The sequence below is a fragment of the Trichocoleus sp. DQ-A2 genome (assembly GCF_039961915.1).
Lineage (GTDB): Bacteria > Cyanobacteriota > Cyanobacteriia > Cyanobacteriales > FACHB-T130 > FACHB-T130.
In genome coordinates, this window is the sequence record NZ_JAMPKD010000017.1 from 110,209 (window position 1) to 132,352 (window position 22,144).

The following is a 22,144-nucleotide window of genomic DNA, read 5'->3' on the forward strand; positions in this document are numbered from 1 at the left end:
AAGCTAAAATTCGCTGACCGCTGTACTATAAATCTTTGCAAACCTAGTAATCTCCACCTTCTCTTTTGCATCAAGATAGGATACCTTTGGCTGAAGTATCCCAAGCGGAGCTGGGATGAAATTCAGCATCGTTATTACGACTTATAATCGCCTTTCCTTGCTAAAACGGGCAATTGACACTTCTCTTGCCCAAACATTCTCCTGTGAAGTCATTGTTGCGGATGACTGCTCCTCGGATGGCACCCAAGCCTATGTAAGCGGTTTAGTGGCAGCGCTTCGTGCCAAAGGTGACGAACGCCTCGTTTATCACCGCAATCAGATTAACCTGGGTCACTCGGCGACGATGAACGCTGGAGTGCAGCTTGCTAAAGGCGAGTGGATTAAGCCGGTTGATGATGATGACTATTTAGCACCGAATTTTCTAGAGGAAATGAATCGGGCGATCGCGCTGTGTCCAAACGCTGTCATTGCCTCTTGTCAGGCGGCGCAGGTTGATGTCAACGAGGTCGAACTTTACAGAACCCGACAAATTGGTCCCGGCAAAGCTTTCTCTATTCCCCAAGAAGACCTTCATTTTGGGATGCTACTAGAACTTATCCCTTTTGGCACTCCCATTCAAGTTGTCTTCGCTCGTTGGGCTTTTCTGAAATCCGGCGGCTGGGATTCTAGCTTAGATGCGAACTTTGATGACATTGATTCTTGGATCAAAATTGCCCAGTTTGGAGATGCTGTTTTTGTAAATCAGTGCCTTGCTTATCGCACAATTTGGCCTGGAGCTTATAATCAAAAATTTCCTCTTAAAATTAGGATGGATACTAATATTTTAATGAAGGAGAAAATTTATGCTTTGGTGAGTGAAACTCACCGTTCTAAAACTCCCCCCATTAAAAATATTCAAGATTATCTTAAACTACATTGGAGTCTGGTGGCACTTAAGCAAGGAAAAATCTTGAGTGCAATCAAAATGGCATTTCCCGCAGTTTTTTCACTGAGTGCATGGAAGCTTTTAGCAATTAACAATCTATCGCATCCTCAGCAATTATTCTTGCCTCAAAAGCAAGCTGATACCGATGACTCGCTGTCTAAATCGATTCCTTATTCGGAATCTATTCATAACTCTATTGTTCCAAAAAATCGGCCTAAAACAGCACAACTTCAAGAATTACGCATTTCTCTGAAATTCCGCTGTAGCCGGATTGCTTTCAAGCAAGGAGAATTTTTTAGCGCTATCAAAATGGCTGGAAATGGTGTCGTTTCGCTAGTTGGATGGAAGCTTTTTGGGATAACGGATTTTCATCAATCTCTTAACAAAAAGCTCCAGAACCAAAATCATTTACTAGATAGAAATATTCTAGTGATGGAAAAAATCTATGCTTTAGTTAGTGAAAAACACCAATCTACTATTTCCAACCTTCAAGAGTGGCAAGCTTATTTCAAACTGCGTGCAGGATTTTTAGCGATTCGGCAAGGAAAATTAGCGATCGCGTCTCAAATAGTATTTCCCGCTATATTTTCCTTTGCTGCATGGAAGCTATTAGTAAAAGTTATTTTATTGCGGCAACGCCATAGTAAAGAACCCTTAATTCGCCGGTTAGTGCTATACAGATTACCAGAAGGCAAAAATAAGGATTGAATGGGAAGATAGCACCTTCCCAGACTTGTGAAAATATTACTTTTCTCGGTTCCTTTGCCTCAATCGCTTTTTTTTCTAAAGAATATTGCTTGAATCGCTTTTTGAGCTTGATATAGTGTTGTCCTAAATAATTTGTGAAGCGAGATGCCCGACTTTTTTAAAAAAGTTGGATAGCTGAAACACTAGCATCTCACAACTAAAATAGGATTGCTATATTAGGTTTCATCGCACCCCACTCTTTAAAAAGCCCTTAGCGAAGCGGCAGCCATTCACTGGGGTATAGCCTTGCTCCTGCATAAAAGGAAATTGTTGAAGAATGGGCTGGCGTAAGCGATCGCAATCAAAATTACCGAACTCTGTTGAACCGGGTTTGCGAAAAGCAAAAACATACGCAGTTTCACTGCGATCGCACCTCACCTACCTAGTACTGCTGGTTGTTGTCCTGGTATTGGCGTTGATGTACACAAACTTTGAGGAACGCCGACACCAAACAACTCAAATTCAGGCAGAGGTGCTACAGATGGCTAGGGTGGCTACCGCTAACCAAGAGCGCTTGATTGGCAGCAAAGGGATAATTTTAGCTCGCTATCCTAACCCCGGAACCTGGGTCGGGCAAGCCGCACCGGAAGCACCTTTGGTTAAAACGATGCTGACGCAAAAAAGGGCTGGCATGGTGGAGGCTTCCGGCGTGGATGGTGTAACGAGCTTGTATGCGATCGCGCCCTTGGAGGGCACTTGTAGGAATCAGGGCGATCGCTGCAACCTCTACGTGTCAGTGGGCATCCCCAAAACCGTCGCCTTTACTGCTGCCGATCGGCAGTTGTACCGCAACCTAGCAGGCATGGGATTAGTCGCCGTGTTAGCGATCGCTGCCACTTGGGTGGGTAGCGAGGTGTTGATGTTGCGTCGGGTGAAGGCGCTCCTGAAGGCAATGCAGCAGCTCTCAGAAGGCGATTTGAGCGTTCGTAGCGGGGTGACTCACGGTTTCGGAGTCAGGGAATTGGCGGGTGCTTTTGACACGATGGCGGCGTCGCTAGAACGTTCTGAGCGCGATCGCCAGTCGGCAGAAACCTCCTTGCAAGAGCAAGAGGAAAAATATCGCTCCTTGGTGAACAGCCTGCCACAGGTGCTATTCCAGACTGATGAAGCTGGATATTGGACATTTCTCAATCCCGCCTGGAAAGAAATTACCGGCTTCGCCCTCGAAGAAAGTATCGGTAAGAATTTAATCGATTTTGTTCATCCAAGCGATCGCCCACAACACCGCGAAGAATTTCGCTCCCTCATTGAACGCCAGCAAGAATTTTATCGGTATCAGGCGAGATATCTGAGTGCAAACGGCGACTATCGCTGGCTGGAAGGACACGCCAAATTAACATTGGCTCCCGACGGGACAATTATCGGTACGTCCGGCACCCTGAGCGACATTACGGAGCAAAAACAGGCACAAGAAGCCCTGTTAACCACACATCAAACGCTGCAAGCGCTGATTGAAACTTCACCGTTAGCGATCGTAACGCTCGATGTTAATCGGAACGTCACCCTGTGGAATCCAGAGGCTGAGCGTCTTTTTGACTGGAAATCGGCAGAAGTTGTCGGCTATCCGTTGCCGATTTTCCCCCCGGATCAACAGGAAGCGTTTCATGCCTTGCTTCAGGCTGACTTGCAGGGCGAGGGACATCATGGTAGCGGTAGCAGGGAATTTTGCAGCCAAAAGAAAGACGGCACCTTGATTGACGTTAGCCTCTGGACAGCCCTGCTGCAAGATGTCAATGGCAAGATTATCGGCAGCATTGGCATCCTCGCCAATATTAGCGAAAGCCTGCGGCACGCTACGCTACGCAATCGCGCTCTGGAAGCGCTGCGGGAAAGCGAAACCCGTTACCGCCTCGTCGCTAAAGCCAGCAACGATGCAATCTGGGACTGGGATTTGCTGACAAACCGCGTAGAGTGGAACGAATCCCTGCAAAAACTCTTCGGCTATGCGGAAACCGAAGTGGGTTTTGATGCCAGTTGGTGGTGCGAAAATATCCATCCAGAAGACAGAGAGCGGGTTGTCAGTGGGATTCATGCTGCAATTGACAGTGGAAGACAAATCTGGTCGGATGAATACCGCTACCGTCGCGCCGATAACTCTTATGCCTTAGCGAGCGATCGGGGATTTATCGTCCATGACGATAAGGGGAATCCAGTGCGGATGATCGGCGCGATGATAGACATCAGCGAAAGCCTGCGGCACGCTACGCTACGCAAGCAAGCTGAGGCGCTGATCGCAGGGCAAAAACAGGTACTCGAAATGATTGCCACCGGCGCAGCACTGGGTGATGTTCTGGATGTTTTGGCTCGGTTTATCGAGACCCAATCCGGTGAGGGCTTTTGTTCGCTTCTGCTAGTTGACGAAAAAGAGAACAAGTTACGACATGGAGTCGCTCCTAGCCTTCCCGAAAGCTACACTCAGGCGATTGATGGTATCGCGATTGGTCCTGGTTTTGGTTGCTGTAGTAAGGCAGCGTATTTCGGTAAACCCGTGATTGTCTCAGATATTGAGAGCGATCGCCTTTGGGCGGATTTCCGAGATTTGGCATTAAGCCATCAACTACAAAGCTGTTGGTCTACGCCTATTTTTTCTAGTAACGGTAAGGTATTGGGCGTTTTTGTAATGTATCACCCCGAAGCGAGGCGACCGAATCGGGATGAGTTATATCTGACCGAGATTGCTACCCAAATGGCGGGGATTGCTCTGGAACGCCAGCAAGCAGAGGCAGCATTGCAACAGAGTGAAGAGCAACTGCGCCTGATTACAGATGCTTTGCCGGTGCTGATTGCTTATGTTGATTCGGAACAGTGCTATCGCTTTAGCAATCAGGCTTACCAACAATGGTTCGGCAAATCTCAGGCGGAAGTCACCGGACAGCCCATTAGAAAAATTTTAGGGGACTTGGCTTATCAGGTAATTCAGCCGTATGTCGAGGCAGCATTGTCCGGGCAGGAAGTAACCTACGAAAGCCCTATACCCTATGAATATGGAGGGATGCGTTGGGTCAATGCCACTTATCTGCCACATTTTGGAGAACACGGTGAAGTCAAAGGATTTATTGCCTTAGTCAGCAACATCACCGAACGGAAAGCGGCTGAGGAGGCGTTGCGGCAGAGTGAGGAACGATATCGTTCTTTGGCACGCGCCACCTCGCAGATGGTTTGGACTTGCAACCCCCAAGGTGAGGTTGTGACCAATCAACCGGATTGGAGAGTTTATACGGGTCAAAGCGAGGCAGAAATACTAGGCTGGCGCTGGCTAGATGCCGTTCATCCAGGCGATCGCGATCGCATTGCCGAGCAGTGGTCTAACGCTATCCAAACGAAAAGCCTCTATGACACTGAGTTTCGGCTGCGGCGTGCTGATGGTATTTACCGCTACTTCAATGTCCGTGGGGTTCCAGTATTATCAAAAGACCGTGAGGTGCGAGAGTGGATCGGCACCTGCACCGACATTACAGAAAAAGTCCAGGCAGAGGAAGCAATTCGCCAGTTAAATGCGGAACTTGAACAACGAGTCATCAAACGAACCGCGCAACTGGAAGCCGCAAATCAAGAGTTAGAAGCTTTCTGTTATTCCATCTCTCACGACTTGCGATCGCCTTTGCGTGCTATCAACGGATTTTCGCGGATTTTGCTGGAAGAATATCTAGAACAACTCGATCCGGAAGCCCAACGCTACCAGAAACTGGTGCGGGATAATGCCCAACAAATGGGTCAACTGATTGATGACTTGCTGACATTTTCGCGCCTTTCGCGCCAGCCCCTGAGGAAACAAACTGTAGCGATCGCTGATTTGGTACGCCAAGCACTGGCAGACTTATGGCATGAACAGCAAAATCGGCAATTTGAAATAATTATCGGCAATTTACCCACCTGCGAAGGCGATCCTGCTTTACTTAAGCAGGTGGTTGTCAACTTGCTGACAAACGCCCTAAAATTCACGCGCGGTCGGGAAGTCGCCCGGATTGAAATTGGCTATCTTCATCAGTCATTCACAAATGGCCCAGAACTAGGGACAAATGACTTTTCAACCACGGTCGTTTATTTCGTCAAAGACAACGGCGCAGGTTTTGATATGCGATACGCCCATAAACTCTTTGGCGTTTTCCAACGGCTGCATCGTGCTGAAGATTACGAAGGAACCGGAGTCGGACTCGCAATTGTGCAGCGCATCATCCATCGCCACGGCGGACGGATTTGGGCTGAATCAGTCGTCAACCAAGGCACAACATTTTACTTTACCCTGGCAGGGGGAAATATTCATGAGTGAGCGCTCAGCAGAATGTTTGCTGGTCGAAGACAATCCCAACGACCTAGAATTAGCACTTTATGCTTTGCGAAAGCACAACCTTGGAGATCGCATTCAAGTTGCCCGCGACGGTGCGGAAGCCTTAGACTACATTTTCCGGACAGGTGCCTATCGCGATCGCTACCCAGAAAACTATCCCAAAGTCATTCTGCTCGATCTCAAACTCCCCAGAGTAGACGGCTTGGAAGTCTTGCATCGCCTCAAATCTGACCCCCAAACCCGCATGATTCCAGTCGTCATTCTCACCTCGTCGAACGAAGAACGCGACATCTTGGAGAGTTACCAGTTGGGCGTCAACAGTTATATCGTGAAGCCAGTGGATTTTGAACAGTTTACCGAAGCAGTGCAGCAATTAGGGTTGTACTGGCTGCTATTAAACCAGCTGCCAAGCCGCTAGCAGCTAGCATTCTTCAGGCTAAAAATCCTAAGAACCGCAATTAAATTTACGCTCAACACCTCATAATTCAGACTGCACGCTCTCTAAAAGCGAACAGTGGTGTAACCCCGCCCACGGCTCAATTCCCTTGCTTACAAGAAGGTCATCATGTCCGCTCCGCTCCAGATTTTACTGCTTGAGGATTCCCTGGCTGATGCTGAATTAACTTTGCACGAACTACGTTTGGCTGGCTTTAAACCCGACTGGCAGCGTGTAGAGACAGAAGCCGACTACCTCGCCCAACTGCATCCCGGTATCGAGCTAATTTTGGCTGACTATAGCTTGCCTCAGTTTGACGCCCTCAGAGCGCTGCAACTTTTGCAAGAGCGCGGCTTAGATATTCCATTCATCGTTATCACGGGTACGGTGAGCGAAGAAGTGGTAGTGGAGTGCATGAAGCAAGGGGCAGCGGATTATCTACTGAAAGACCGTCTGATGCGGCTAGGATCGGCAGTAGCGCAAGCCCTACAAGCCAAACAAATGCGCGACCAAAAGCGGCAGTCTGAGGCGGAAAAAACCAGATTAATCGCCGCTTCACAAGAGAGCGAGCAACGATTTCGAGCGCTGATCGAAAATGCGACCGACATCATCATCATTGTTAACGCCAGCGGTCAAGTGACTTATGTGAGTCCCTCTGTCAATCGGATTCTAGGATACGCACCCGATGGACTCATAGGCAAAAATGCTTTGACATTTATTCACCCAGAGGATGTGCTACTGGTTAAGCAAAGGCTGAAAAATTCGATTCAAAATCCCAATGTGACTCAGCGACTCGGTGAGTATCGCGTGCAGCATCGCAATGGCTCTTGGGGGATCTTCGAGGCAGTCACCACTAACCTCCTGAACGATCCGGCGGTGCAGGGGATTGTCGTCAACTGCCACGACATTACTGAGCGCAAGCAAGCCGAGGAGCAACTACGACACCATGCGTTCTACGATTCGCTTTGCGGTTTGCCGAATCGGACATTATTTCTCGAACGTCTTGCCAGCCAAATCAAGCGTTCCCAAAGAGACAAAGACAGTTTATTTGCTGTTCTGTTTCTGGATTTGGATCGCTTCGAGATGGTCAAATATAGTCTGGGACACCTGGTAAGCGACCAACTGCTCATCGCTACAGCTCGCAAACTGATGACCTGCCTCCGTCCTACGGACACCCTAGCTCGGATTGGCACAGACGAATTTGCAATTCTGCTGGAGGATATTCACGATGTTAGCGATGCGATTCGCGTTGTCGAGCAGATCCAGGGGGAACTGAATTCGCCTTTTAACTTGGATGGGCGCGAAGTATTCACCACGACTAGCATTGGGATTGCCTTTGCAGGAAAGGGACAAGAGGGATGGGAGCCGGTTCGGAAAGCATCTGCCTCTATGCCGCTTTGTCCCTCTGCACCCTCTCACAATAACCTCTTGCCTCGTCCGCAAGACCTGCTACGGGCAGCCGACACGGCTATGTATCATGCCCGGTTAGAGGGTAAAGGTCGCTATGTTGTCTTCCATCGGGCCATGCATACCCTTGCCGTGGCACATTTGCAGTTAGAAACGGATCTGCGACGAGCGATTATCGCCACGGAATTTCAACTTTACTACCAGCCAATCGTCGAGCTGGCGACGGGTAAAATTAAGGCTTTTGAGGCTCTGGTGCGTTGGAATCACCCGACTCGTGGCATGGTTCCCCCAAGCGAGTTTATCCCTGTGGCAGAAGATACGGGTCTGATTATTCCCTTGGGTACTTGGGTATTGAACGAAGCTTGCCGTCAGCTAAAAGTTTGGCAGCAGCAGTATTCTACGACTCAGGGTTTGGCAATTAGCGTGAATCTCTCTGGTAAGCAGTTTTCGCAACCAAATTTGATTGAGCAGATTGACCGAATTTTGAGGAAGACTGGCTTGGATGGACATTATTTAAAGTTGGAAATTACTGAAAGCTGCTTGCTGGAAAATGCTGAAGCTGCCGCCATCCTGCTTTGGCAATTGCGAGATCGAAATATTCAATTATCGATTGATGATTTTGGTACGGGTTATTCATCCTTGAATTATCTGCACCGCTTTCCCCTTAATACATTGAAAATTGACCGTTCTTTTGTGAACCGGATGGGAGCGGGTGGCAAGGATGCAGAGATTGTCAAGGCAATCGTGGCGTTGGCTCATAATTTAGGAATGAGTGTGACGGCGGAGGGGATAGAAACGGCTCAACAGTTGGCACAACTCAAGGCATTGCAATGCGAACGAGGACAGGGATATTTTTTCTCGAAACCTTTAGATAATGGGGCTGCGGGACAGTTGATTTTGGCACAGTTGCAAGTTAATTCATGATGCGCGTTATTGGTCTGACGGGAGGCATTGGTACTGGCAAAACAACTGTCTCAAATTATCTTGCCAGTCACTACAATTTGCCGGTTTTGGATGCGGATATTTATGCTAGAGAAGCTGTAAAAGTGGGTTCGCCGATTCTCGGCGAAATTGTTAAGCGTTACGGAGCCGATATTCTGCTACCGGATGGAACACTTGACCGCCGAAAGCTGGGCAATATTGTCTTTAATTCGCCCGAAGAGCGGCGTTGGCTAGAGCAACAGATTCATCCTTACGTGCGCGATCGCATGATTGAAAAAATGCAAGCACTCAACTCGCATCCGACTGTAGTGTTGGTGGTGCCTTTGCTGTTTGAAGTGGGGATGACGGCTCTGTGTACGGAAACTTGGGTCGTATACTGTTCCGAACAACATCAACTTCAGAGATTAATCAAGCGAGATCGCCTAACTTTAGAACAAGCGCAAGCCAGGATTACTAGCCAAATGCCCATTCAGGAGAAATGCGATCGCGCTGATGTAGTTTTAGATAATTCTTCTACGCTTGAAGATTTGCTCAAACAGGTAGATACGCACTTAAAAATTAAAAATTAAAAATGTGGGAGTTGTTAGTGTCATGAGTTTTTTATCGCCTATATCTTGACTTCTTCTCTGTCTCTTGAAAGGAAGAATGCCGAGGTTTAGGTCATTCCAATCGTGAAAACTTCATGACACTGACGAAATTTCTAATTTTTAACTATTCTGCATCGCCTCCCACAATGACATTGCGAATGCGGAGACTTGGCCCACCACAACCAACTGGCAAGCCGTTCTGACCTCCCTTACCGCAGCCGCCGGATTCATCCCAGTAGAAATCATCCCCAATTGCTTCAATATCCGCCAAGGTGCTGAAAACATTCCCCGACAGCGTCACATCCCGAACGGGTTCAGCAATCTTGCCGTCGCGGATCATCCAAGCTTCAGCGGCGGAGAAAGTAAACATTTCTCCATTCGTCATACCACCCAGCCAGTTACGAGCGTAGACGCCTTCTTTGATCCCTGCAAATAAATCCTCCACGGGCGTTGTACCCCGCTCAATCCAAGTATTCGTCATCCGAACAAGGGGGGGATAGTGGTAATTCAGACAACGGGCGTTGCCAGTGGGGGCTTCGCTCAGCTTTCCAGCAGTTTCGCGGGAGTGGAGGCGTCCAACTAAGATGCCATCCTTAATTAGCTGAGTCGTGGTAGCAGGCGTCCCTTCATCATCGTATAAGTAGCTGCCACGATGACCGGGAGGAGCAGCACCGTCAAAGATTTGCAGTTCTTTGGGTCCAAATCGGCGTCCCAGGGTCATCACTTCCAAAATATCCGGGTTTTCATAAGCCATGTCTGCTTCTGAAAGGTGCCCAAAAGCTTCATGGACAAATAAACCGCTGAGAATGGGGTCGATGACGACCGTGTAGGTATTGCCTTTCACAGGAGGCAGAGAGAGGGCGTTCACGGCGCGGAGAGCCGCACTCCGAACCTGATCGTCCAAATTAGTTAAGTCTTCGTAGGCTTTGCGGGAGCCAGTCGTTTCGCGTCCAGTTTGCACGGTTTCGCCATTCCGCGCAGTGGCGGCAAAGCGCATTTCCATATCTACCCAAGACTGCTCAATCAGCGTTCCGTCTGAGGTGGCGAGGATAATTCGCTGGGAACTGTCGCTGTAGCGCACAGAGGTGGTGGTGATTGAAGGGCTAGCGCTTTTGAGGATTTCAGTGTAGCGATCGCACAATTGCTTCTTGGTTTCCAGCGATATCTCTCGCGGATCGCTGCCTTCTAGGGGAAGTTGGCAAGTCGCCTGTACTGGCTCAATCGGAGCCAACAGGGTTTCTTCATCGCCAATAATCCGAGCGGCAGCGATCGCTTCTTCAATTCGGTCTGCTAAGGTAGAAAGCTGATTAAAGCTGGCAAAGCCCCAGCCGCCCTGGTAACAAGCCCGGACTTGTCCACCAATGGAGATGCCTTCAGTGAGGGTTTCGACCTTATCGCCGCGCAAAAAGATATCAGTTCCTTCGGCTTCTTCTATCCGAACTGCCAAATAATCGACTTGAGGTGAGTAACGAGCGATTAAGTCGGCGAGCAAGTTTTTGGCATCAGCCAGTAAGGTCGGCATTTGTCTTGCAGCAACATTGATAAACTGCTTCCATTGTGCAATTATTTGGTCGCACCTTGCCACTGGAAGCAGGAAACGAGGAGCCGGGGAGGTTATGGTAATCGATAGAGATACAAAATACGAAAACCCCTTTTCGCTAGGAAAAGAGGTTTTTAAAGCCAGATGCACCTGTTACTACCTGGACAAGAATATCTAATATCAAAGAGGCATTTCATTGATGGATGGCGGTGGTGATGCCGCAGCATCGTAAATTCTTAATTCTTGGACGTTCCAACGGTTGAGAATTGCTTCAGCTTGACGCACCTCTGCTTCTGTGCCCTCAACGATCAAGAAATAGTCCCCATGATGAATGCGATCGTTGTAAATTGCGGCTTGCTCATCAGGAATCCCGTAGCCAGTCAAGGCACCTAATAAGCCGCCTGCGGTTGCACCAATCACACCACTGGTTAAAGTAGTCGCTAAAGCCGTGGCTGCCACCCCAATAATGCTAATTGGCCCTAATACGGGAATGGCGGCAATGGTGCCTAGTCCCAGCGCCAAACCCAAGACGCCTCCGGCTGCACCACCCGCGATCGCGCCAAGGGTCGTTCCTTCTTGCGCTTTAGAAGCCGGTGGCGGGGATACTGGCTCAGACTCTTTGTTGATTGCAGAAACCTGATTCATTGGAAAGCCAGCAGCTTTTAATTCCTGAATTGCGCCTTCTGCATCTTGCAAGCTTGAGAACACGCCAAAAGCTCGTTTTGGCTGAGTAAGCACCATTACCCTTTCCTCTCTAACTCTTTAGGAATCTATTCGTGATTTTGCCACAAGCGAAATCAAATTACAGTTTCACCGTTATTACACAGGACTTATCCAGTTGCCGTGAACTAAAGCCCACTAAAGTTCCAGCTTCATCGCTCAAAGCCATGAAATGGATTGGTTTGAGTTTTTTTAGTCAGTTTAAACTGACTTAGGCTTTCAGCCAGGAAATTGATTTCCTGGTTTCCAGTCCGTAAGTCCTAGTAAAGTTACTGTTTCTGCGCTGGGGCAACTTTCGCTTGAACAGCTACTGTCTTAACCCCCTTGATTTCCTTCGCCAACGGTTCTATTTTTGCCACTTGATCTGGCTTTTCTACAGTTCCTACAACTGTTACAGCTCCGTCTTTAGCATCAATTTCTAATTTGCTGCTGGGCAAGTTCGCTTCTAACTTGCTACGAACCTCGCTTTCCAAGTCGCTATCAGCTCTTTTTAGGGGGTCGCCAGCAGCATTATTGCGTTGCTCGCGTGCCCGAATATCAGATTCTAGCTGTCTTTTGCGGACATCACTCGATGCATCATTCTTCGCGCCTTGATCGGGTTGTGCTGAAGCATCAGCCGAGGGTGATGCTGGGGCACTGGCATTTGGACTGGCGGCTCCGGTTGCAGCAGGCGAAGAAGTCTGACTTGAATCAGAATTCGCTCCATCAGACGTTTTCTCGTTGTTATCGCAAGCAGCAACACTCACTAACAAGACGCCACTAAAGAGTAATGTTAAAAACTTGTTCATTTTTCAATTCCTCACTTCGAGCAGATAAGAGGTGGAAGCTTTTTACCTCCCACCCCGTTCAATCGTTCTCAAATCAGCCTAAAGAGTCTGTTCCCGACGGTCGATAATTTGAACCGGGGTATCCGTGCGTGGAGTTGTATCAACTACTGGAGTTTGATAGGTACCACTGGGATCGGCAATATCAGATGTGCGAGTTGTCGTTGTAGTGGTTGTATTGGTGGCAGGAGCATCGTAGATACCCCAATCTTGAATTCCCCGATGACTGAGAATCGCTTCGGCACGACGGATATCGTCGTCGCTGCCGTCTACCATTACTAAATAATCCCCACGGGATACTCGATCGCTATAGTGTCTGGCTCTTTCTTCAGGAATTCCCAAACCGATTAATGCACCTAAAAGACTTCCTGCGGCTGCACCAATGGCACCGCCAGAAAGGGTTGTAGCAATAGCGGTGCCTGCTGCTCCCGCTAGCATGACAGGGCCAAGTCCCGGAATTGCCAAGGCTCCCAGACCAACGAGCAAGCCTGTTAGACCGCCCAAAGTACCGCCGGTGACGGCACCTGCTTTCGCACCTTCGTCGGCTTTATTGCCAACGCGATCGCTTACATCGGCACCAGCAATGTCGTTTCCTTTGTCCGCGTCACGAGCTACTACGGACACGTTGTCCATAGAAAAACCAGAATTTTTTAGTTCAGTCAGTGCTACTTCGGCGTCTCGATAGTTTGAAAATACGCCAACAGCACGCTTATGTTGTCCTAACATCAGTGTTTTCTCCGATTGCCACTGAACCTAACCAAATTGTGTTACTAACACAGCAGCATTAGTCTGTCAGTAACAGTTCAATTCTTGCTTTTTATTTGACCGAAGCCATCAATCTTCAGATATAACTTCAATCTCCAATTTTCTAGTTTTTTGCAATTCCCCATCTTCCTTAGGAATTAGATCGTTACTAATTGAGGGAGTTGCACTTTGACCGTCTGCTCTTTATTAACAATCTTTTTAGGGGCCTTCAACTAGCAAGCACAGTAAGAGTTTGAGAAACAAAAGCTTATTTTCTTAACAAAAAAACATATATTAGGAAACGCTAGTAAAAAGAAAACAAATAGTTAGAGTTCTGTAGACTGTTAAATAGGAAGCGCAAGAAGTGATAGACAAAAAAATTTTTCTCCTATTCAATGATTTTATTAAAAACAGAGGACTTTAATTTTTGGGTCAAAACAGGGAAGTATAAATAAGGTCTACTGGGTTGTTTTATCAAGTTGTCAGATTGAGGAGTTTCAGATGCGGTACTTATTATTAATTTTTGTGTCTTCCCTACTAAGCTTGGTGTCCGGACAGGCGATCGCGCAGGCAGAGTCCCAAAGGCTGGGTGTAAGCCGCCAAATCCCTTCGAGTTCAGCTTCGGATCAAAGTTTCTGGCCCCAAGCTCAGCGATTGGTACAAACTCAAATCAATTTAATTAATCGAATCGAAAGAGCGAGTGCGTCTCCCGAACCCTACCCGGCTTTTGCGGCGGAGGGGCAAATCCTCCTCCACCAGGGAGAAGTAGACCGCTTTCTCAAGAGCCAATATCCCAATCCTGCTTTGCTGTGTACCCGCACGAACGGCGTTACCCCGGCAGGCTCTAATTTAACCTTGGAGCAGGCGCAGGTGTACTGCGCTCTCTATGCTTCGACGCAGCAATTATTGCCCCTGCGTCCGGTGCTAGAACGGCGACAGTCCATTCTCGCTCCCACCAGAGGAAATCCTTTGGCAATTGGTCAACCGTCGATTTTGACCGTACCTCCTCAGCGTTTGGCGGTTCCAGTGCCCAGATTTCCCGCTCCGGAACCGCCAGTCGTTGGTGTAGCGGCAAAGACACCGATTTCTGGCTATCAGCCGCCAATTCAGCCAGCGATCGCGCCTTCCCAACAAACTGCGACAACCCTACAAACTGCCAAAAAGTTCTTGGGGCAAGCTGTGGCAGCATTTCCCCCCTCCGCCCGTTTTACTGATATTGCGGAAACGTACCAATTAAACGAACGCAACACCTACGCCCTGTATCGGCAAGAGCCAAGTCTGTATACCGAATTTCTTTCTCAGCCCAACACCGGCATTGCCCGCGTTTTACCATCTGAGGCTTACCGTCAACAACTGAATCCGCTAGGAAATCGGCTCTCGCCCAGCGTAGCAGAGCGTTTCCCATTTCCAGCCTTGCTGCGGGGAGTTGGCGGCGGTAGCGATGAGGAATCGACTCCCTCATCGGTGCGAATTGGTCCTGGGGAGGAATTTACTCCACGCTTTGCGGTTCGGATGGAAGGGGGCAACTTTGAGATTGCCCAGCAAGGGCTAGATTATGGCTTCATGGTGGATTTGGGAGAAGTCCCCTTAGAAAACCTCGATCCCACCTTGAAGAAAGTCCGCGCCTTATCGCCGCAAACGCGCCAGTTTTTCCTCAATTATCGTCCGCCGAATCAATTGGCATCGATTCAGGTAGATCGACAGCGGTTTATCACGGGAAAGCTGGGTCAGGTGGCTTTCAGCGAACCCGTGCAACAGACGAGAGCGATCGCATCCTCGATCGACCGCCTCTCTCCAAATGCACCAGCGATGCTGAACCACACCTACTTAATGCGATTAGTCCAATTCCAGGTGCCGGAAGTGGTTCAGACGGGAGGTACCGTTTCCAGGGAACAACGCCGCTATCTTGACCAAATTTTAGAATTGCCCAGTAGCGATGTCCTGGTCGCCTTCCGTCCCGTCAGCCGCCGTGCTGATGGCAGTTACACGGTTTTATGGCAAGTGCTAACTCAGTTTCCAGATCCCCAGATTGAAGATGTGGAGAAGTACATCAAGTTGCAGTAGTAAGTAATCGGTGATTTTATTTCGAGCCAAGGTGCAAAGAAGTTATTCTTAGCGTCTTTGCGTCTTGGCGCGAAATTATCTCTTGGATTGATTCTCAAGAAAATCGTCCACCACGGCTTGCGCTTCCGGTGGAATCTCAGTAACGAGACGAATCGGGAAAGCGTCTGTTGAAGCCAACTGAGCATATTCTGGGGTGAGGAAAATCGCGTACTTGGCAGCATCATCGGTGAGTTGTGCTGCCATTGCCAGCGCGATCGCTTTCATGTAGCTGCGGATGGCAACCGCCTGTTCGCCAACGATTTCCCCGCCCGTGTACAGTGTATTCGGTTGTCTCGCTTGATCTTGGGTAGTGCTGGGATCTTTCACACTCAGATGGGTGCTTCCCACTACACCCACCAGCCATTTTGGAGCGGGTATTTTAGAAAATCCAATAATTTGTTCGGTTAAAGCCGGAGTCGTCTTATCGGCGGAAGCGGCTTCAATTAAAGTGGGGACTTGCACGGCGCTTAAACCCGTTTCGCCAAAGAGTAAAGAAGTGGTGGGATTGAACGCGATCGCTGCTTTTACCCTGGGATCTCGCAGTTGATAGCGGTCTTCCGGAAGTCCCCTGGCAAAACACTGGGAAGCTTCCCCAAGATTAAAGGAAATTACATTCCCTTTACAGCGCTCTTTTAAAGACGCTAATTGCAACTCGGCACCCGCAACTGATAAAGCTGTACTACCCCCCAGAGAATACCCGATTACCAGGACGCGATCGCGTGCCAGTTTACCCTGAAGTTCCCCTGCTTGGTTCAGCTTTTCTAGTTCGTCGATCACAAAACTGATATCCTTAGGACGATCCAAAAACTCCTGAGCATCTAACAGAGGAGCCTTGCCTCGGAGTACCTGCTTCACATGAGTTTCGTTACTCCCAGGATGTTCTAAAGCTGCCACTACATAGCCATAGGATGCCAAATGCTCTGCCAAGTAGCGCATATCGGTGCGAACCGAACCTAAGCCATGCGATAGAACAATTGTCGGTTTAGCCGGAGAAGCCGCTTCCGACCAGTAAACATCAAGGGGAATTTCCCGGCGGCGCTGGGTATCATTGAGTTTCAAGTTCAGCACCTGCACGGATGCCGTTCCCGGTAGCGTGGGATCGAAAGGTAAATTAAGTTGGGGGCGCTTGACAGTCAGTTGGGGGGCAATCTCTGCCATAAACCACTGAGTTTGCCAAAAAGCGCTGTTAAAATTTTCGACAACTTTAAACGCCCGACTTAAGTCTATATCAAGCGTTTGACGGGGATAAGCTTCGATAAAGCTGAGTAAAGACAGTCCTTCTGGTGCCCTAGCCCCTAATACAAGTCCCGATCGTACATCTAGCACCCCGACATTATCCTGACGCGATGTTGTGCTAGCCAACGAAGATGCGATCGCGCTGCCAATCTGAGTATCGAGTAACCGACTCACTTGCACAACATCAATATCAAATTTTGCCCTCAGCGCTGATAGGATTTGGCTTCGTTGTTGAGAAGACAGGTTTCTTGCAAAACTTCTCAGAGACGATGGGGTCGTTCCCGTTTCCGCAAGCTGGCGGAGATCCCCGATATTAATGGATTCAGTAGAGGAGCCTTTCCGAACCACGATGGTTTGAGCGGCTTGTACAGAAGGGGTCGCGCCGCTGATGTAGGCGCAACCACTGAGGACGCTGATAACTGACAACAGCCATCTCAAGCGCGATCGCATGAATATTTCTCCTTTCTTGTGCTTTTTGGCTATCTGCTTGCAATTATTGTAGGGGCGCACGGCTGTACGCCCCTATAGATGTATACCGTGCAATTTATCCTTCACAGGCACGAAGCGGATGACGTTAGGTTGTCGCCTTTGTCTGTCTGGGTGTGACTTTATTTGCATCTGTGACGAAGAATCGGCGCAGGATTGACACGAACTTGCCTGCACAAACCCTCGCGTCTTATCAGACTCAGAATCGAGTGTCGCCATTGCCTTCCAGAGGTCTTCTGCTTTCACCCAGACTGGAGAGGATTTGTAGCAGGGGACATCCAAAATCAAAAAGCGATCTGATTTTTCGTTGGAAGCAGCTACCGGAGAAATGCATCCTCCCTTTTCCTAACCGATTGCTTTACGCAGGTAGTTGATTAAAACAAAATTTGCCTTCAATTATAGAAGAATCTCATCCTCACCTTATCAGCCTTTTTTATGAGAGTGTAAAATTTGACCTTATGCGGTACATATACTGGGTAGAAAACGATCGCCTTTGTACCACTTGATGCCTTACGATAAGGGTTGATGAAAACCGATACTCTCTTTTATAGCCTTTTCCAAGAATTTCCCAGCATCTTCTTTGAACTAATTGGTCGTCCCTTTGAGGATGCCAACACTTATCAATTTTCTTCTGTTGAACTCAAGCAAACAGCTTTCCGCATTGATGGATTATTTCTCCCCGTTCCCGATTCTCCAGAACGACCGATCTACTTTGTAGAAGTTCAGTTTCAGAAAGATCCAAAGCTATACTCTCGCCTGTTTTCTGAAATTTTCCTCTACCTCCACCAGTCCGTACTAACTAAAGATTGGTGTGCTGTCGTTGTGTATCCCAGACGCAGCTTAGAACCCACTGAGATAGTGCCGTATCGCACATTGCTAGCCAGCGAGCAAGTGCAGCGAGTCTACTTGGATGAATTAGGAGAAGCCGCCGACGAGTCTCTTGGTATCGGCATTGTGCAATTAGTCGTGGAGAGAAAAGCAAGAACTCTTAACAAAGCTAAGCGGTTACTTGAGCAAGCGAGACAAGGGATTGAAGCTGAAAACAGCAGGCAAAAGTTTATAGAATTAATAGAGACGATCCTGTTGTACAAATTTACCCAATTGAGTCGTGAGGAATTGGCACAAATGTTGGGAATAGATGACGAATTCAGACAAACAAGGATGTACCAATCAATTAAGCAGGAAGGCAAGTTAGAGGGCAAGTTAGAAGGCAAGTTAGAATCTGTGCCTCAGTTTTTGGCAATGGGATTGAGTATAGAACAGGTAGCACAGGGATTGGGATTAACAATAGAGCAAGTACAACAAGCGGCTCAGAAGCAGTAAGACAATTAAGAACCATTTAGTCTTGCGAGTGAATTTGCTGAAGACAGCAAGCAGTAAAAGCAGCAGGCTTGAGGGGCGATCGCTTGTGACTGAATTTTATTGAGAGCGATCGCATCTGGCTTTGTGTTCTTTCTGTTCCCAGCTAAGCTTTTAGATACTCTACCATCAGTAACCTAAGCAAATGCCTCAGATTCAACACATGGTTCTGCTCAAATTTAAACCAGAAATAACGCAGGAAAAGATTGCAGATTTGTTAAACCAACTGGGTGAACTTCAGCAATTAATTCCAGGTATTACCTACTATGCTGGGGGAGCCTATTCTAGTCACGAGGGGCTGAACCAGGGCTATAACCACGGATTTTTGATGACATTTGAGAGCGCGGATGCCCGCGATTTCTATCTGCCGCATCCCGAACACGAACGAGTGAAGTCTGCGATATTAAAATGCTTAGATGATTTCATCATCTTTGATTTTGAAGCTTAATAGTCTTTGAAGAGATTGGGACGATAGGGAAGCGATCGCTATCATTTCCTCACGCCTCTGTTTCCCTTTCCAAAAATTTTAAAGGCGCACAATTCATTGTGCGCCTCTAAATCTTGATTGCGATCGCGCGAGTTACTGCTTGTCTTTCTCGCTGGATTTGGGCTTGTATGTCGAAGCAACGTGCAATTCCTTCAACTGCTTTCCATCGACACCAGAGGGCGCATCGGTCAATAAACAACGAGCCTGCTGTGTCTTCGGGAAAGCAATTACGTCCCGAATCGATTCTTCACCCGCTAAGAGCATCACCAAGCGGTCTAAACCGTAGGCAATCCCCCCGTGTGGAGGCGTGCCGTATTCAAATGCCTCTAGGAGAAATCCAAACTTGGCATACGCTTCCTCTTTCCCTAAGCCAATGGCTTCAAACACCTGCTCTTGAACCTCGCGCTGGTAAATCCGCCGACTTCCACCGCCAACTTCCACGCCGTTGAGAATCAGGTCATAAGCTTGCGCCCGTGCCGTCTTCAGGTCGTGCAAATCATCGGGATGGGGAGCAGTAAAGGGATGATGCAGCGCTTCTAGGCGCTTCTCATCCGCATTCCACTCAAACATCGGGAAGTCTGTCACCCAAAGCAGGTTGTTTTTGTCAGGAGCGATGAGTCCCAATTCGCGACCAATCACCTGGCGCAATCTATCGAGGGTTTTATTAACCGTATTCGTATCGCCCGCACCAAATAGCAAAAGATGACCGGGTTTTGCACCTGTGCGACTTAGCAATTCTTGTTTTTGCGCTTCGGTGAGGTTGTCTTTAATCGCGCCAATGGTGTCGAGTTCGCCGTCATCTCGCACGCGAATATAGGCAAGACCCTTAGCACCGGCTTCGCTAGCTTCTTTAAATAGGTCGCCGCCTGGTTTAATCCGCACGTTGGAGAAGGCGTCGTTTCCGCCAGGAACGGGCAATACTTTGACGATACCGCCAGAGGCGACAGCGCCGGAAAATACCTTAAACCCAGAATCTTTCAGCAAATCGGAAACGTTGACAAGTTCTAAGCCAAAGCGGGTGTCTGGCTTATCGCACCCGTAGCGATCCATCGCGTCTGCATAAGTCAGGCGCGGGAAGGGGCGGGGTAAGTCGATGCCTTTGACCGTTTTGAAGATATGGCAAACTAAACTTTCGTTGAGCTGGAGAATCTCTTCTTGAGACATGAAGCTCATCTCCATATCTAACTGAGTAAATTCTGGCTGTCTGTCTGCGCGTAAATCTTCATCTCGGAAGCAACGAGCAATCTGGTAATAGCGGTCATAGCCGGATACCATCAGCATTTGCTTAAATAGCTGCGGCGACTGAGGAAGCGCATACCACTCGCTGGGATTGACGCGGCTGGGTACGAGGTAATCCCGTGCGCCTTCGGGAGTCGATTTGGTGAGAATCGGCGTTTCTATTTCGATGAAGTTTTCGGTATCTTCTAGGTAGCGACGGATGGCTTTGACGACTTGGTGACGCAACTGGAGGTTGCGAGTCATGCGATCGCGTCTTAAGTCTAGATAGCGATACTTCAGGCGCAAGTCTTCGCGCAGGGATTCTGTGTCTCCCGCCCCTACTTGGAAGGGCAGCTGCTTGTATACCTGATTGAGCAGTTCAATTTTGTCTGCGTAAATTTCAATTTCGCCAGTCGGGAGGCGAGGATTGAGCGAGTCTTCGGGACGTTTGCTGACTCGACCTGTAATTCTGAGGACGTATTCGTTGCGCTGATTTGCCGCCTCTGCGTAAGAGTCAGGCGTCCGCACTGGGTCGCTGATAATTTGAACGATGCCAGTGCGATCGCGCAAATCTAAAAATATCACCCCCCCGTGGTCGCGGCGACGGTCTACCCATCCACACAAGGTGACAGTTTGTCCAATATGTTCGCTTCTAGGTTCGCCGCAGTAATGGGTTCGCATGGTTGCCGATCGAATGCTTGCTGAAAGATTGGGATTTAAAGGTAACAAAATGTGAAAGCTTTGCCCATTATCCTGCATTCTTTGTAATTCTGTTCAAACTGCTAGGGGCTGAACCTAGCGAACCTCTAACAATTCCTGACATTGGTACCAAAATAACTAAAGCTCAACCAACGCTTGGTTGAGCCATATTTTTGCATTTTGAGCGATTGGGATACGTCGCAGTGACCCTAAACTAGGCAAGATCCGAATCATTGCGGCATCGTCTACGCGATCGCTATCCTGATTTTTTTTAGTGAATACGGCTTTACTTCCCTGGTTTACCCAGTCCTATCGCTTTTTCCACGATTTATCGCTTTTATTGGCTGTTTTTTTCTTAAGCTCTAGGATTGACATCCTTCGCCATTTCCCGGAAGTCGTCTGGATTGCTATGAGCCTCTGGTGAGGATTTCATCTCTGTTGGCTGGGGCATTTTCCGGGCAGCACCTGTTGCAGCTTCAGCAGCTTGGGCACCAGCACCACTCTGGTCAACTTCACTGACGCTAAATTCTTTTGATGCTGCGTAGTCAGCGTCGAAATCGACACTTTGCGTTGCTTCTTCACCTGCAACCATGCGTTCGGCAGCTAGCTGGGCATCTTGAGTTGTCGCTTGATTCGGATCGGGTTTCACTTCTTCAGTCATAAGTAACTCCTATTTATTTAGACTTTTTTATCTGCAATTTAGATTTTAAAGGAGCGATCCCCGTTCCTTTGACCCTCTGGAGATAGATCCTTAGCCAACTCTCAATCTACAAAACCGAGCGAGTCAAACTCTCTCTCTTGGAGGGCGATTTTAACCCACCAAGTTTGCAACTCTTGGAAATATTAACCTCACTGTCGGATAAAATTTATGACTACAAACCAAAAATCTCAAGCTCTTTCCAGTGAAACTCAAAAAGTGGTTGAGGCTTTTGAAGCGTTGAACACGGATGACAAACTAGCATGGTTTTATTACGTTTATGAAAAGATGGGAGATTCGATTACTCCCGCTGCCCCAACGGCAACCGATCCAGAACTGGCTCCGAAGCTGTTAGGAGAATTTTTTGATTTGGATGACGATCGCCAGTTGGCAATTATGCGAGAAATTGTCAATCGCGAAAACACAGAATATTCCCATGCTTATGGGGCTTTGAAAGAGAATAATCAGTTAATGGTTTGGTATGCTTGGGCGCAGGGTATGGGTGATACGGTCGTAGATGTGCCCTCGGACTACCAAGCAAATAACCCCGTTAACGACCTAATGGGTCAAATTGAAGGTCTTGACTTTGAGGGACAAATTTCCATGTTCCGGACAATCGTTAGCAACATGGGCTATACAGACGTGAAGCCAATTCCCTCTCAAGCTGAAACTGGTAAGACTGCCAGTCTGTAAATTATT

The 22,144-nt window shown here is 48.3% G+C and carries 15 protein-coding genes and 2 pseudogenes; 9 read left to right on the top strand and 8 right to left on the bottom strand.

Going from position 1 to position 22,144, the window contains the following annotated elements; all coding sequences use genetic code 11:
• Nucleotides 1-115 precede the first annotated feature (115 nt).
• The 5 genes and pseudogenes from NC997_RS17885 to coaE form a co-directional block, all read left to right on the top strand.
• Nucleotides 116-1,009, top strand: a pseudogene (locus NC997_RS17885) (glycosyltransferase family A protein); the annotation flags it as partial.
• A 940-nt stretch (nt 1,010-1,949) separates the two neighbouring features.
• Nucleotides 1,950-5,942 (top strand): PAS domain S-box protein, encoded by a 3,993-nt coding sequence (locus NC997_RS17890; RefSeq protein ID WP_190528182.1) that lies wholly within the window; start codon nt 1,950-1,952, stop codon nt 5,940-5,942.
• On the top strand, nt 5,935-6,378 hold the full coding sequence (locus tag NC997_RS17895) for a response regulator (protein WP_190528184.1): 444 nt from the start codon (nt 5,935-5,937) through the stop codon (nt 6,376-6,378). The genes NC997_RS17890 and NC997_RS17895 overlap by 8 nt, the downstream gene beginning before the upstream one ends.
• 147 nt (nt 6,379-6,525) lie before the next feature.
• A complete protein-coding gene (locus tag NC997_RS17900) occupies nt 6,526-8,727 on the top strand; it encodes an EAL domain-containing protein (RefSeq protein ID WP_190528186.1) in 2,202 nt (733 codons plus the stop codon).
• On the top strand, nt 8,724-9,314 hold the full coding sequence (coaE, locus tag NC997_RS17905; protein WP_190425936.1) for a dephospho-CoA kinase: 591 nt from the start codon (nt 8,724-8,726) through the stop codon (nt 9,312-9,314). Before NC997_RS17900 ends, coaE begins: the two co-directional genes overlap by 4 nt.
• Before the next feature lie 142 nt (nt 9,315-9,456).
• Here coaE and NC997_RS17910 read toward each other — a convergent pair whose 3' ends face one another.
• The 4 genes from NC997_RS17910 to NC997_RS17925 all read right to left on the bottom strand — a co-directional run bounded on the left by NC997_RS17910 (nt 9,457) and on the right by NC997_RS17925 (nt 13,142).
• Nucleotides 9,457-10,854, bottom strand: a complete 1,398-nt coding sequence (locus tag NC997_RS17910; protein WP_190434077.1) for a TldD/PmbA family protein — start codon at nt 10,852-10,854, stop codon at nt 9,457-9,459.
• 198 nt (nt 10,855-11,052) lie between these two features.
• Nucleotides 11,053-11,613 (bottom strand): DUF1269 domain-containing protein, encoded by a 561-nt coding sequence (locus NC997_RS17915; RefSeq protein ID WP_190528188.1) that lies wholly within the window; start codon nt 11,611-11,613, stop codon nt 11,053-11,055.
• Nucleotides 11,614-11,861: 248 nt separating this feature from the next.
• Nucleotides 11,862-12,380 carry a BON domain-containing protein gene (locus tag NC997_RS17920; protein WP_190528190.1) on the bottom strand — a complete coding sequence of 173 codons (519 nt, stop codon included), beginning with the start codon at nt 12,378-12,380 and terminating at the stop codon, nt 11,862-11,864.
• Nucleotides 12,381-12,458: 78 nt separating this feature from the next.
• A complete protein-coding gene (locus NC997_RS17925) occupies nt 12,459-13,142 on the bottom strand; it encodes a general stress protein (RefSeq protein ID WP_242028870.1) in 684 nt (227 codons plus the stop codon).
• A 519-nt stretch (nt 13,143-13,661) separates the two neighbouring features.
• Between NC997_RS17925 and NC997_RS17930 the strand changes: the two genes are divergently transcribed.
• On the top strand, nt 13,662-15,224 hold the full coding sequence (locus NC997_RS17930; RefSeq protein ID WP_190528192.1) for a hypothetical protein: 1,563 nt from the start codon (nt 13,662-13,664) through the stop codon (nt 15,222-15,224).
• A 75-nt stretch (nt 15,225-15,299) separates the two neighbouring features.
• On the opposite strand, the gene NC997_RS17935 is transcribed toward NC997_RS17930, so the two are convergent.
• Nucleotides 15,300-16,949 carry an alpha/beta hydrolase gene (locus NC997_RS17935; protein ID WP_190528194.1) on the bottom strand — a complete coding sequence of 550 codons (1,650 nt, stop codon included), beginning with the start codon at nt 16,947-16,949 and terminating at the stop codon, nt 15,300-15,302.
• A gap of 210 nt (nt 16,950-17,159) precedes the next feature.
• Nucleotides 17,160-17,372, bottom strand: a pseudogene (locus NC997_RS17940) (phytochelatin synthase family protein); the annotation flags it as partial.
• Between the two features lie 138 nt (nt 17,373-17,510).
• On the opposite strand from NC997_RS17940, the gene NC997_RS17945 reads away from it, so the two are divergent.
• Both NC997_RS17945 and NC997_RS17950 read left to right on the top strand, forming a co-directional pair.
• Nucleotides 17,511-18,308 carry an Rpn family recombination-promoting nuclease/putative transposase gene (locus tag NC997_RS17945; protein ID WP_190528196.1) on the top strand — a complete coding sequence of 266 codons (798 nt, stop codon included), beginning with the start codon at nt 17,511-17,513 and terminating at the stop codon, nt 18,306-18,308.
• 181 nt (nt 18,309-18,489) lie between these two features.
• On the top strand, nt 18,490-18,792 hold the full coding sequence (locus NC997_RS17950; RefSeq protein ID WP_190528198.1) for a Dabb family protein: 303 nt from the start codon (nt 18,490-18,492) through the stop codon (nt 18,790-18,792).
• Nucleotides 18,793-18,924: 132 nt separating this feature from the next.
• Here NC997_RS17950 and aspS read toward each other — a convergent pair whose 3' ends face one another.
• Entirely contained in the window at nt 18,925-20,730 is a 1,806-nt protein-coding gene (gene aspS / locus NC997_RS17955) for an aspartate--tRNA ligase (RefSeq protein ID WP_190528228.1), read from the bottom strand.
• 373 nt (nt 20,731-21,103) lie between these two features.
• Nucleotides 21,104-21,409, bottom strand: coding sequence for a hypothetical protein (locus NC997_RS17960; protein WP_190528200.1), 306 nt, complete (start codon nt 21,407-21,409; stop codon nt 21,104-21,106).
• A 207-nt stretch (nt 21,410-21,616) separates the two neighbouring features.
• On the opposite strand from NC997_RS17960, the gene NC997_RS17965 reads away from it, so the two are divergent.
• Nucleotides 21,617-22,138 carry an orange carotenoid protein N-terminal domain-containing protein gene (locus NC997_RS17965; protein ID WP_190413679.1) on the top strand — a complete coding sequence of 174 codons (522 nt, stop codon included), beginning with the start codon at nt 21,617-21,619 and terminating at the stop codon, nt 22,136-22,138.
• Nucleotides 22,139-22,144: the final 6 nt, after the last annotated feature.